15 protein-coding genes and 1 pseudogene are annotated in these 12,039 nt (G+C 61.8%); 5 read left to right on the top strand and 11 right to left on the bottom strand.

Annotated features, from left to right (window positions below):
- Positions 1-8: 8 nt before the first annotated feature.
- The 8 genes and pseudogenes from xth to AC1DWQ_RS00680 form a co-directional block, all read right to left on the bottom strand.
- Positions 9-785, bottom strand: a complete 777-nt coding sequence (gene xth, locus AC1DWQ_RS00715) for an exodeoxyribonuclease III (RefSeq protein WP_477667924.1) — start codon at positions 783-785, stop codon at positions 9-11.
- Between the two features lie 42 nt (positions 786-827).
- A complete protein-coding gene (locus AC1DWQ_RS00710; protein WP_477667923.1) occupies positions 828-1,418 on the bottom strand; it encodes a DUF4337 domain-containing protein in 591 nt (196 codons plus the stop codon).
- Between the two features lie 47 nt (positions 1,419-1,465).
- On the bottom strand, positions 1,466-1,948 hold the full coding sequence (locus AC1DWQ_RS00705) for a dihydrofolate reductase (protein ID WP_477667922.1): 483 nt from the start codon (positions 1,946-1,948) through the stop codon (positions 1,466-1,468).
- 5 nt (positions 1,949-1,953) lie between these two features.
- On the bottom strand, positions 1,954-2,784 hold the full coding sequence (locus tag AC1DWQ_RS00700) for a hypothetical protein (protein WP_477668939.1): 831 nt from the start codon (positions 2,782-2,784) through the stop codon (positions 1,954-1,956).
- A 161-nt stretch (positions 2,785-2,945) separates the two neighbouring features.
- Positions 2,946-3,551 (bottom strand): annotated as a pseudogene (locus tag AC1DWQ_RS00695) (M48 family metallopeptidase); the annotation flags it as partial.
- 287 nt (positions 3,552-3,838) lie between these two features.
- The gene (locus AC1DWQ_RS00690) at positions 3,839-4,669 is read right to left on the bottom strand and encodes a thymidylate synthase (protein ID WP_477667921.1); all 831 of its coding nucleotides are present in this window, start codon (positions 4,667-4,669) and stop codon (positions 3,839-3,841) included.
- A gap of 72 nt (positions 4,670-4,741) precedes the next feature.
- Positions 4,742-6,163, bottom strand: a complete 1,422-nt coding sequence (locus AC1DWQ_RS00685) for an FAD-binding oxidoreductase (RefSeq protein ID WP_477667920.1) — start codon at positions 6,161-6,163, stop codon at positions 4,742-4,744.
- Positions 6,164-6,179: 16 nt separating this feature from the next.
- Positions 6,180-6,572, bottom strand: coding sequence for a DUF2069 domain-containing protein (locus tag AC1DWQ_RS00680; protein WP_477668901.1), 393 nt, complete (start codon positions 6,570-6,572; stop codon positions 6,180-6,182).
- A 58-nt stretch (positions 6,573-6,630) separates the two neighbouring features.
- Between AC1DWQ_RS00680 and AC1DWQ_RS00675 the strand changes: the two genes are divergently transcribed.
- The 4 genes from AC1DWQ_RS00675 to AC1DWQ_RS00660 all read left to right on the top strand — a co-directional run bounded on the left by AC1DWQ_RS00675 (position 6,631) and on the right by AC1DWQ_RS00660 (position 8,982).
- Complete coding sequence (locus AC1DWQ_RS00675; RefSeq protein WP_477667919.1) at positions 6,631-7,845, top strand: YihY family inner membrane protein; 1,215 nt, start codon at positions 6,631-6,633, stop codon at positions 7,843-7,845.
- A 147-nt stretch (positions 7,846-7,992) separates the two neighbouring features.
- Positions 7,993-8,229 carry a hypothetical protein gene (locus tag AC1DWQ_RS00670; protein ID WP_477667918.1) on the top strand — a complete coding sequence of 79 codons (237 nt, stop codon included), beginning with the start codon at positions 7,993-7,995 and terminating at the stop codon, positions 8,227-8,229.
- A gap of 337 nt (positions 8,230-8,566) precedes the next feature.
- A complete protein-coding gene (locus AC1DWQ_RS00665) occupies positions 8,567-8,755 on the top strand; it encodes a DUF3606 domain-containing protein (RefSeq protein WP_477667917.1) in 189 nt (62 codons plus the stop codon).
- Entirely contained in the window at positions 8,752-8,982 is a 231-nt protein-coding gene (locus AC1DWQ_RS00660) for a hypothetical protein (RefSeq protein ID WP_477667916.1), read from the top strand. The genes AC1DWQ_RS00665 and AC1DWQ_RS00660 overlap by 4 nt, the downstream gene beginning before the upstream one ends.
- A gap of 62 nt (positions 8,983-9,044) precedes the next feature.
- On the opposite strand, the gene AC1DWQ_RS00655 is transcribed toward AC1DWQ_RS00660, so the two are convergent.
- Positions 9,045-9,413 (bottom strand): Mpo1-like protein, encoded by a 369-nt coding sequence (locus AC1DWQ_RS00655; RefSeq protein WP_477667915.1) that lies wholly within the window; start codon positions 9,411-9,413, stop codon positions 9,045-9,047.
- Positions 9,414-9,575: 162 nt separating this feature from the next.
- Between AC1DWQ_RS00655 and AC1DWQ_RS00650 the strand changes: the two genes are divergently transcribed.
- Positions 9,576-9,950, top strand: a complete 375-nt coding sequence (locus AC1DWQ_RS00650; protein ID WP_477667914.1) for a thioredoxin family protein — start codon at positions 9,576-9,578, stop codon at positions 9,948-9,950.
- Here the strand turns inward: AC1DWQ_RS00650 and AC1DWQ_RS00645 are convergent.
- Together AC1DWQ_RS00645 and AC1DWQ_RS00640 are read right to left on the bottom strand one after the other, a co-directional pair.
- Positions 9,943-11,235: a cytochrome P450 gene (locus AC1DWQ_RS00645; protein WP_477667913.1), complete on the bottom strand. Its 1,293-nt coding sequence runs from the start codon at positions 11,233-11,235 to the stop codon at positions 9,943-9,945. The genes AC1DWQ_RS00650 and AC1DWQ_RS00645 overlap by 8 nt on opposite strands.
- Positions 11,232-12,038 (bottom strand): alpha/beta fold hydrolase, encoded by an 807-nt coding sequence (locus AC1DWQ_RS00640; protein WP_477667912.1) that lies wholly within the window; start codon positions 12,036-12,038, stop codon positions 11,232-11,234. Before AC1DWQ_RS00640 ends, AC1DWQ_RS00645 begins: the two co-directional genes overlap by 4 nt.
- Between the last annotated feature and the right edge of the window lies 1 nt (position 12,039).

The following is a 12,039-nucleotide window of genomic DNA, read 5'->3' as shown; positions in this document are numbered from 1 at the left end:
GACGGGGGTTAGCTCAATTCCAGGGTCACCGGCGCGTGGTCGCTGGGCTTTTCCCATTTGCGCGGTACGCGGTCTATGGTGCAGCCTTTGACTTGCGGCTTCAGGGCGTCGCTGACCAGGATGTGGTCGATGCGCAGGCCACGGTTCTTCTGGTAACCGAGCATGCGGTAGTCCCACCATGAAAAGCTTTTGGGCGGCTGCTCGAACATGCGGAAACTGTCGGTCAGGCCCAGCGCCACCAGCTGGCGGAAATGCTCACGCTCTTCCTTCGTGTGGTGAATGGTGTCGCGCAAGCCCTCCGGGTCGAACGAATCCTGGTCTTCCGGTGTGATGTTGAAGTCGCCCAGCAACACCAGTTGTGGGTGGGCTGCCATCTCCGCGCGCACATAAGCCTGCAGACCTCCCAGCCAGCGCATCTTGTAGGCGAACTTTTCGCTGCCGGGCTCCTGCCCATTGACGAAATAGCCGTTCAGCACCCGGATGGGGCCCGCAGGGCCGTCCACCGTGGCGGCAATAACGCGTGAGTGCTCGTCCTCAAAACCGACAATATTTTTCACCACGTCGCGCAGCGGCGTGCGCGAAAGGATCGCCACGCCGTTGTAGGTTTTCTGGCCGAATGCGGCGGCCTCATAGCCGGCGGCCTTGAGCGCTTCCAGCGGGAACTTGTCGTCCGTCATCTTGAGCTCTTGCAGGCACAACACATCGACTGGATTGGCCGCAAGCCAGTTCAGCACATGCGCGAGCCGCGCAGTGAGGGAGTTGACGTTCCAGGTGGAAATTTTCATGATTTAGTGCTCCAGCCCAATAAGGACCTGCGCCAGCAGCTATTAAATATGTAGCAAGGCAAATACGCCGATGACCAGCCCCACGCCGGCCACGACGAACATGCCGTATTCAAGCCACTTCTTGCGGGTCAGCAGCGCAATGGCCGCCAGGGCAATGGCCACCTGCAGCACCGTGGTAGCCTGCGCCCAGCGGTGGTGCTGGTGCATCTGCTCATCGGACGATTTGTCCCAGGTGGTGGCCTCGGCTTCCAGTTTGTCGGCGACCACCTTGATCTCGTTCTTTTCCTTTTCGTAGCGGTCTACCTTGCCCTGGTAGCCGGCTTTTTTGTCCCCTGGCGCCAGGTCGCGGGCGAGTTCGGCCAGCGACTGCTTGGTGCTTTTCGACTGGAAGTAATTCCACTGGTTGGAAGCTTCCGTCTTCTTGATGGCCGCGTTGTTTTTATACAGGCCCGCATTGGCCTGCGTGGCACCGCCCATGTACGCAAAGATGGCGCCTATGGTGGCAATGATGGCCGTGATGACCGCGATTTGCGCGATCATGCCGCCGTTGTCGTGGCCGCCATGACCCCCCTGCGCCGCATGCTCGAGCTCATGGTCGTGGGGCCCGTGTACGTGAAATCCGCCTCCTGACATATCAGTTCCTTTGTGTGTTGTTATGCGTTGCTTGAGTTATTACAGGTCTATTTTTGATAGGTGATGAAGCTGAACTTCATTCCGTTGGCTGACACGTGGTCTTCACGCGCGGCCACCCGCCATTCGGGCCCCAGCGTCGGCGCGTAGGCGTCGCCTTCAATCTCTTCGGCAATCTCGGTGACTTCGATGCGCTCGGCCAGCGGCATCGCCTGCGCGTAGATTTGCGCGCCGCCCAGAATCCAAACTTCGGCCGACGAGGCACACAGCGCCAACGCGTCGGCCAGGCTCGCGGCCGTCGAGGCACCGGTGTCTTTCCAATCAGGCTGCCGCGTGATGACGATGTTGGCGCGGCCCGGCAGCGGCCGGAATTTCACCGGCAGCGAATCCCAGGTCTTGCGGCCCATGATGACCGGCCAGCCGGTGGTCAGGCGCTTTAAGCGCGCCATGTCTTCCGGCAGGCGCCAGGGGATGGTGTTGTCGCGGCCTATCACGCCATTGGCGGCGCGGGCGAAGATCATGCGGATTTTCATGGTGTTCAGATGGAATCAATCCGGATGATATCCAGATTCAGGGGCCTGGCCGGCGCGATGACGACGCTGCCGGGAACGGCCTGCAGTTGCTTGAGCAGGCGTGGATTGAGCGCCTCGGAGGTATAGACCGTGTTCACCATCGCCAGCTGGTCGGGCGGTGTGACGGCCTGAAGGTAGTTCTGGTAGCGCGCGCGAAGATCGTCTTCGCCAAGGCCGGTTTTATGGGCTTGCTCATGGTCAATCCGCACCACGAGGATATTCACGGTGTGGGAAAGGTTCGCCGCGTCGGGCAGGTCCAGCTGCACCGCCCAGCAGCCGTCGGTCAGTGGTTCACCCGCCAGCACCTCCGCCAGAAGCGGCACCGCACCGGGTGCGATGGCGCGTACAGGGCGGCACAGAAGGGCCTCCCACAACTGCTCATACAGCGGCGTCAGCCTCCTGTGCGTGTAGCGGCGGCGTATGACGGCTTCACGTGCGGCCTTCGGGTCGCCGTGCGATGCGAGATAGCCGCAAATAACGTTCTGCGCCCCGAGGGCGATGCGTTTGTCCAGCCGGATCGATTGCCGCAATTCCTCGACGCCGGCGTTGTCGCCTCTTTCGAGCAACGCCAGGCCGAAGTAGAACCGGGCCATGGCCATTTCGGGATGGCGGGCTGCCGCTGCAGACAGCAGGGCCAGGCTTGAGTCGTCGCTCTGCAACTGCTCTTGCACAATCGCCGTCGCCAGTTCGGTCTGGGCGGGTGTTTGTTCGGAGAAGAGCACATGCACCCCACCGGCCACCAGCCACCGCATCCGTAGGTGGTCGAATCGCCAGTTGGCCTGCGTGTTTTCTGCCAATCCTCATTGCAGGCCGTCAGGAACCGGGTCCACTCTTTGCCCAGAAGCATGTCTCCAGCACAGGGCGAGGTTTCAAGCGGAGGCGACTCGACCTGCAGGCCCAGCGCCGCCGCACGTTCATGCAGCGGCGGGTGGGTGTCTTGCGCACGCCGTGGGCGGCTGGCTCCCTCCGCGAGCGCCTGCGGCATGAAGCTGCCATGGGCCTCGACAAGATCGGATGTCAGCCCCCAGAAGTTGCCGGGCGCTTGCGTCGATTGCATGCGCAGGCTGCTCAGTTGTGTGGGCAGTTTCCGGGCCAGAAGAAAAGAAATAAATTCCAGCCTGGCAAGAGCGTCGGTGAGGTGGCGCGCTGAGGAAGTCCGCGCTGCGACGGCGTCGGCCTCGAATTCACACTGACGGGACCAGCTGGATGATCGCGAGACAAAGTAGGGAACAAACCAGGACGCGATGGCCTTCAGCCCCCCATCCACGAAGCTGTCGTTGCCTTGCATGTGAAGGTAGTGGTCCCATTTGGCCCGCACCCTGTAGATCCAGTGACCCAGACGCCCGTGGTTGCGGGAAAAGTGCCCCAGCTCGTGCGCGATGACGGCTTTCACTTCGTCCTTGTTCAGCATCTTCAGCAAGGGGACACCCAGTATGAGAGTGCGGCGGCTGCCAAACAACGACAGGAAACCGCCGGTTTGATAAGCCGCCGCGTTCAGTTCGTTGTCCAGCACGATGCGGTGGATGCGCGGCGCCGCGGCGCCGGTGCACAAGCCGTCCACCATCTCAAAGAGTGCGGGTGCATCTTCACGGCCAATGGTGTGCCGGCCAACCGTGCCGGGCGAGGGCTGGACCAGCCACCACAGGAAGAGAAAGGCCGCGAAGCCAAACACTGCGGCAAAACCGGGTCCCCAAATGGCGGCCTGAAGCATCACGAAGGGCGCGATCGGCAAGATGACCACCGTCACAAAGATCAGCTCCGAGGCCAGAGCCAGCAGTGTGAGTGAAAACCGTTGCCGCGAATTGAATGTGGAAGCCGACGCTGCGGATGGAGCGCCGGCCTGCACGGATGTCACACCGCCACCGGCGCCTTGATGGCGTCATGGTGCTGGTAGTCCAGAAATTCAAAATCTTCAAACTGGTAGTCAAAGATCGATTCGGGTTTGCGCTTGATCTGCAGCGTGGGGTAGGCAAAAGGCTTGCGGCTCAGTTGCAATGCCACCTGCTCGTGGTGGTTGCTGTAGATGTGGCAGTCGCCACCGGTCCAGATGAAATCGCCCACACCCAGGCCGCATTGCTGCGCCACCATGTGGGTGAGGAGGGCATAGCTGGCAATGTTGAAGGGCACGCCCAGGAAGATGTCGGCGCTTCGCTGGTAGAGCTGGCAGCTGAGCTTGCCCGGCTGGCCTTGCACTTCAGAAGGTGCGACATAAAACTGGAAGAACGCGTGGCAGGGCATGAGCGCCATCTTGGAGAGGTCGGCCACGTTCCAGGCGCTCACGATGATGCGGCGCGAATCAGGGTTGGTCTTCAGCGTCTTGATGACTTCGCTGATCTGATCGATGTGGCCGCCATCCGGCGTTGGCCAGCTTCGCCATTGCACGCCATAAACCGGGCCCAGGTCACCGTCTTCACGCGCCCATTCGTCCCAGATGGAGACGCCGCGCGCCTTTAGCCAGTTGTTGTCGCTCGAGCCCTGCAGAAACCACAGCAACTCATGCACGATGGACTTGAGGTGGACCTTCTTCGTGGTCACCAGCGGAAAACCTTCGTTGAGGTCAAACCGCATCTGGTAGCCAAAGACGCTTTTCGTACCGGTGCCGGTGCGGTCGGCCTTGAAGGCGCCGTGGGTGTCCACATGGCGCATGAAATCTTCGTATTGGGAGCGGATAGGGCGGGTCATTAAAAACCAGTCGGCTAGAGGTCAGAGGGGGTGCCGGGGGCGCGTCATGGCGGCGGGCGGCCAAGACTTCAATTATGCCTTTAGCACCCGTCCCGGGTTCATCAGGTTATGAGGGTCCAGGCCCTGTTTGATGGCGCGCATCATGTCCAGTGCCACGGGTGATTTGTGCTTGGGCAGCGTGTTGACCTTGAGGCTGCCGACGCCGTGCTCGGCCGAGATCGAGCCCCGGTAGCGGTCCACCGCTTCGTAGACCAGGGCATTCATCGGCGTCTCCTGCTCGTTCAGGAAACGCGCCTGGTCTTCATTCTCCGGCGCCTGCACGTTGTAGTGCAGGTTGCCGTCGCCCAAATGGCCATAGACGACCATGCGCGCACCCGGAAAACGCTCCAGCAGCAGCGCATTGGTTTCAGTCACGAACTCGGGAATGCGCGACACATTGATCGAGATGTCGTGCTTGATGTTCAGGCCCTCTTCGGCCTGCGCCATCGGGATGCTTTCACGGATGTGCCACAGCGCATGGGCTTGCGCCATGCTCTCGGCGACCACGGCGTCGGCAACGCAGCCGGCCTCCATGGCGGCTTCCAGGAGTCGCTCGAAGCATTCACGCGCATGGGCTTCGGATTCGTTGTCCGAGTTCTCCAGAACCACGCACCAGGCGTGCTCCTGCCAGAAAGGCACGCGCTGTTGCGGGAAGTGCCTGGCCACCAGGCCCAGTGCGAACTGGCCCATGACTTCGAAACCGGTCAGGCCGGAGCCCAGGTGCTCATGCGCCAGGCCCAGCAGCTGTACGGCAGCCTCAAGCGACGGCACGGCCGTAAAGGCGGTGAGCTGGGATTTCGGCATGGGATACAGCTTCATGATGGCGCCGGTAATCACGCCCAGCGTGCCTTCGCTGCCGATGAACAGGTGGCGCAGGTCGTAGCCGGTGTTGTCTTTTCGCAGGCCGGAGAGGCCGTCCCAGATTTCACCCTGTGCGGTCACGACTTCCAGCCCCAGGCAGAGGTCGCGCGTATTGCCGTAGCGCACGACCTGGGTGCCGCCGGCGTTGGTGCCGAGGTTGCCGCCAATGGTGCAGCTTCCCTCCGAGGCCAGGCTCAGGGGAAACAGAAAGCCGGCTTTTTCGCAGGCTTCCTGCAGGTTTTGCAACACGCAGCCGGCATCGACCGTGATGGTCAGGTTGCCGGCGTCCAGCGTGCGCACCTTGTTCATACGCGTCAGGCTGAGCACGACCTGCGTGCCGGTGTCGTCGGGTGTCGACCCTACCACCATGCCGGTATTGCCGCCTTGCGGCACGATGCTCACGCGTGCTGCGGCGCAGGCTTTCACCACGGCCGCGACTTCAGGCGTGGAGCCAGGACGCACCACGGCCAGGGCCTTGCCGGTTTCACGCCTGCGCCAGTCCTGTACCCAGGGCGTCAGGTCGCCATCAATCAGGACATTGGGTGCGCCGACGATCTGGCGCAGGGACTCAATCAGTTGGGTGTGTGTGCTCACGATGTTCGGCTTCAGGTTAAGGGGTTGATGGATTTGAGGCGCTGGAAGCAGTGGGGGCGTTTTTCAGCCGCACCCGCACATGCATCGCGCAGGCGGCAAACAGCGTGAGGCACAGCAGCACCTCGATGAAGGCCAGGTAGTTGCCGGGGGCGCGGTCGCTCCAGGCCCGCACCACGCCTTCGGTGAAATACAGCCACACCAGCAGGCTGACCCAGCGGTAGGTGTACATGCGGTTTTTCATGATGCCGGCCAGTGGAATGCACAGCGGCAGCACTTTGAGCGCCAGTAATGAGCCGCCCGGGCGTATGGGCGCCAGCCACATTTCCCAGGCCAGGCCCAGCACGATAAGGCCCAGCAGGCTGGCCAGCGCGAGCCGGCGGGTGATGTCAATTTGCGTTGTTTTGTTCATGGTCATGGGAACCCGCTGGACCGTCAACAGGTTCAAGGTCAGTGGCATGATACCGGGGATGAAATTTCAGCAATATCTCGAGGACCTCTTGAGCGACCTGTCGCGCTTTCCGTGGCGCGGCACAGCGCTCACGCTGCGTGACCGTTTCCGGGAAGACCACATGGGCCTGACCGCCAGCAGCCTGACCTTCACCACCTCGATCGCGCTGGTGCCGTTTTTTACGGTGGCGCTGGCCATCTTTACGGCCTTCCCGATGTTCTCGAAGTTGCAGGGCGCCCTGCAGGCCTGGCTGATTCAGAGCCTGATCCCCGACAACATCGCCCGCCAGGTGCTGGGTTACCTGACGCAATTCAGCCGCCAGGCCAATAAGCTGGGCATCGCGGGCCTGGCCGTGCTTCTGGTCACGGCCATCGCGCTCATCCTGACCATTGACCGAACGCTCAACGGTATCTGGCGCGTCAAAAAGGCGCGGCCACTGACGCAGCGTGTGCTCATTTATTGGGCTGCCATTACCTTGGGGCCGCTGCTGCTGGCGGCCAGCCTGGCGGTCACTTCTTATGTGCTGTCGGCCTCGGGCGGCCTGGTGGGCGCTTTGCCCGTCAGCCTGCGTTTTCTGCTCAGCGTCCTGCAGTTTTTCCTGGTGGCGGGGGGCATGGCGGCGATGTACCGCTATGTGCCCAATACCTACGTGAAGTGGTCGCATGCCTGGGTAGGGGGCCTGTTTGTGGCTGCGGGCATTGAGGTGGCCAAACGCGTGCTGAGCCTGTATCTGGGCGCCGTGCCGACCTATTCGCTGGTGTATGGCGCGTTCGCTACCTTGCCCATCCTCCTTGTATGGATTTATGTGTCCTGGGTCATCGTGCTGATGGGCGCTGTGATTGCCGCGTACCTGCCCAGTCTCCTGGCCGGAGTGGCCCGCCGCGGCAGCGCACATGGCTGGCATTTCCAGCTGGCCATTGAAGTGCTCCAGCAGTTGCACCGGGCACTGGCCACCCCGCGCAAGGGTGTCAGCGCTTCGCAGCTGGCCGAGCTCCTCCAGGTGGACGGGCTGCAGCTGGAGCCGGTACTGGAAACACTGGTTGCGCTGGACTGGGTAGGCCAGCTCAATGAAGCCGAGGGTGAGGTGGAAGCCCGTTACCTGCTGCTGGCCGACCCCGACACCACGCCGCTGGAGCCATTGATACAGCAACTGCTGCTGGACAAGGCCGAAGCGGTTCAGGGCCTGTGGGAAAAGGCCCGGTGGCCGGCCATACGGCTACGCGACGCGCTGTAAACCGCCGACTCCGACCCGCCAACCCCGCACATCAGCAGGTTTCGGAGCTAGTCCATCCGGACTAAAAACCAGTCCCTGTTTGGGGATATTTGTGACTGCCTGCGTGTTGTAACAAAATCAGGCTTTTGATTTTTTCACGCACTGACAATGCCATCAAAAACACCAACCAGGGAAAAATTGGACGGCGCCATTGCCCATGAACGGCAGGCGCACCAGGAAGCCCGACAGATCTACGAAGAGCTGACGGCGAAAATGTGGGCCTACCAGACCGGCCAGGGCCCGGCGCCCACCAATAAAGACTTCGAAATGTGGAGTCAGGCCGTGGAGCAGCGCGTCAAGGTCAAGCAGTTGGGCATCCGGGTAGACGGCGAGTCCGGCCTTTAATTTTTTGCGTCGCGCCTTCGCGGCGGTTCAGGCGCATACCCGCATCGTTTTGCCCTCCTGACGTGGCCTCCTTGCGATTTGGCAAGACTCCGCTTCAGCCCAAATGCGTGCCAGGAGGCAGGTTTGAGCCCGTTTTCAAGCCTGATTGCCTCATCCTGCAAAAGCCGTTCGGGTGACGTAAGCCTTGTAAGAATTTTTATGCTGCACCGCACAAATTTTCGCCCGTTAGGCCTTCAGGCGCGCGGGAGGAATTCTTACAAGACCATCTTTATGCTTACGCCACGATTCTCTTCATCTGTTGCAATCCCCTCAATTGACAACCAAGCTGGAGAGAACCGTGACATCACCATCGAACCTGATCGCCGACCCGGCCCTGACAAACGAGCCCATCAACATCAACGAGGAAGCCTCCCTGAAATACTGGGTCAGCGCACTCGATTGCAGTGAGCTTGAACTGCGCGTTGCCGTGGCGGAAGTAGGCCCTGCCGCCAAAGACGTGAGCAATGAACTCGGGCGGTCTTTATGAGTGCCGCCGTTCCCGATGCGCCCGGGCCGCTCGCGGTGCGGGTGAAGGAGCCGTCAGCGGGTCTTTTTTACTGGGTGGTCACGCAGCTGTCAGCCGAAGAGCACATGGCGGACCTGCGCATTGAAGGTTCCGACCACCCGTACCCCACGCATGAAGCGGCGTTGCAGGCCGGCGCTGCTTGCCTCAAGGCGTTAAAAACCGGTCCCTTGCAGTCACTGGACTCCTGATAAACCCCGATAAGGTCTGTTAGAGCCCGTTGTGGGGGCCAAGGCCACGCAGGGAAACGGGCTCAGGTGCCTTTGATGCGCCGCAAGGCCTGGAGCCACATGTCGCGGTACATGACCCAGTCTCCCATGAAGCTGTAGAGTGGCCGCTTGAACGAGGCGGGCCGGTTCTTCTCGAATCCGAAATGCCCGATCCATGCAAAGCCGTAGCCGCACAGCAGGCCGGCCAGCAGCCACCACGGATTGCGGGTCATCAGCAGCGCTGCCAGGCAGAGCAGCGTGAGGCTTGAGCCTGCAAAGTGCAGGCGGCGGCAGGTCGCGTTGCGGTGCTCGCCCAGGTAGAAGGGGTAAAAATCCGCGAAAGACGCAAAGCTGCGGGGATCAACGGGTGTCGTGACGCCGGTTTCGGCCGCATCGGGGCTGATGGCATTCATGGGTTTGTCTCCTGCGCCGGATATCCGGTGGTGCTCCTTATTTTGCGGCGCTGGCCATAATAGTCAATCCATGGCCACCCGGCCCCTGCATCCTTTATGCACTCTTGCGTCTGCATGCCATCTGCTTTGCTTCCAGAGATTCCCCACAGCGAACCACCGGTAATGGCCGCTCCCACGCGCTGGGTGATTTGCCTCTGCGCGGACTGGTGCGGCCTTTGCCGCGACTACGGCGCCGTCTTCTCGGAAATGGCCTTGCGCTATCCGGAAAGCCGGTTTGTCTGGCTGGACATTGAAGATGAAGCCGCGTTGGTCGGCGACCTGGAAGTGGAGACCTTTCCCACGCTGCTGATTGCTGATGCGGGCGGCACGCGCTTTCTGGGTCCCCTGACGCCGCATGCGCAAACCCTTTCCCGCCTGCTGGAGTCGCTGGAGCAGACCGACGTCAGGCCCGTGCCCCATTTGCCATCCACACAGGCGCTGTTGCAGGCGCTGGAAGCGGCGCCGCACCGTGTGGGCGCGCAACGCCAGGTCAGGTAGCCGTCGTTGAAAACGGCGCCTTCAGAAAACCCCTGAAGCGCGCACGGCCGCCGCGTGTGGGGCTGGTGGTCAGGCGGTAGTGCGGAAAGCGCTGAAGAAACCGGCCAATGGCAATGCGGCCTTCAAGCCGCGCCAGGCTAAGCCCGGCACACTGGTGAATGCCGAAGCCGAAGGCCAGGTGGCGGTTGTCCTGGCGTGCCAGGTCCAGATGTTCGGGGTTGGAAAACTGTGCCGGGTCGCGGTTCGCGGCCCCAATGCATAGCGTCAGCAACGCGCCTTCGGGCAAGTCCACACCGCCCACCTGGCAGGCCTTGAGCGCGCGGCGGTTGCCCAGCTGGTTGGACGGCTCAAAACGCAGGAATTCATCGATTTCAACAGTTAAATCGGCCTCTAGCCCTTTATCGATGTGCGCGAGCAGCTCTGATTTTGATAGCAACTGTTGCTTCGCCTGCGGCCATTCCTGCAGCAGTACCAAGGCATTGCCGATCAGATTGGTCGTGGTTTCGTGGCCGGCGTTCAGGATGAACACGCAGTTTTGCAGCAATTCGGTTTCGCTGAGTCTTTCACCCGACACTTCTTCGCCGATCAGCCGTGTCAGCACATCGTGTTCCGGGTCACCCGGGTGTTTGCGCCGGTCCGCCACCAGGTCCTTGAGGTAGCCCGTGAAGTCCCGCACGCTGCCATTGCCCAGGGCTTCCTGTTCGGGCGTCAATTTGGGCTCCAGCGCGCCGAGTATGGCCAGCGACCAGGCGCGAAGCGGCGCCCGGTCGGCATGCGGCACGCCCAGCAGGTTGCCGATGATCTCCACCGGGATCGCCGAAGCAAAATCCTCAATCAAATCACCACCGCCCCGGCGCTCGATCGCATTCAGCAAGCTATCGACCAGCGTGATGAGCCCGGGCTCCATATCAGCAATGGCGCGCCGCGTGAGGGCGCCCATGATGAGTTTGCGAACGCGCGTGTGAAGCGGCGGGTCGTTGAACACCAGGCTGGTGGTGTGGTGTTCAAACAGGGCCGAGCCCGCTCCGTATTTGGGCCCGAACTCCACCTTCTTGTCCGAGCTGAAGGTCTGCGCGTCGCGGTACACCGCCACCAGGTCGGCATAACGCGTGAGGAACCAGGAACCGTCCGGCATGCGCTTGACGGGCTCGGTTTCGCGCAGCAGCGCATACACCGGATAGGGGTTGGCGTAAAAATCCGGCGGCAAGGCGCGCAGGTCGAAGCTGGCGGCGATTTCCTGCGCACGCTGCTGCGTCATCGCCGGCGTGGCCGTCAGCACGCTCATGGCTTGATGAAATCCTTCAGCGCAAACAAGACTCCTTCGGGTGCTTCGGTCATCATCTGGTGGCCGGCCTGCAGCATCACCGTCCTGGCATTTTTGGCTTTGGTCTGCAGCGGCGCCGCCATTTTTGGCAAGGTCATGGAATCGTTTTTGCCCAGGATGAACAGCACCGGGCACTGTACTTTTTCAATGGCCGCTTCGCCGCCGGTGTAGTCGTCGCAGGCCTTGAAGCCGCGGTGGAACAGGTTGACTTTGGTATTGCTGGCCAGCACCCGTTTCATGAGCGCCTTCGACCCCCCATACAGCCAGGTGCCCGGGCCCAGCGACGAGGGCGGCGGCGCCAGCATGGAATGCGAGAAAGTGTTGACCATTTCGATGGCCTTCATCGGCTGGTTCAGTGCGTTGTCCAGCAGCGCGGGCGAAACCTTCATCGGCGCGGCGGTTCCCAGCAGCGCCAGGTGCGTCACCCTGTGCGATGCAGTGGACGCCGCGTGCAGCGCCGTGAGGGAGCCAAAGCTGTGGCCCACCAGTGAGGCGCTCTTGATGCCGGCTGCACCGAGCAGCGCGATGATGAAGGCCGCCGCTTCTTCGACCGACTGCGGCGGCTCACCTTCGCTTTTGCAATGGCCGGGCAAGTCGGGTGCCAGCACGTTGAAGCCGTGGTGCGCGAAGTAGCGGGTCTGCAGTATCCAGATGCTGTGGTCGTTGAGCACACCGTGGATAAACACGACAGTGGGTTTGGCCGCATCGAAAGGTTTGCCGCCGGTGTAGCAATAGGTTTTGTGGCCGTTGACGTCGAGGTACATG

The organism is Polaromonas sp. P2_G11 (assembly GCF_056403595.1).
The sequence above is the reverse complement of the archived record's forward strand: the minus strand, read 5'-3'. Positions and strand labels throughout refer to the sequence as shown.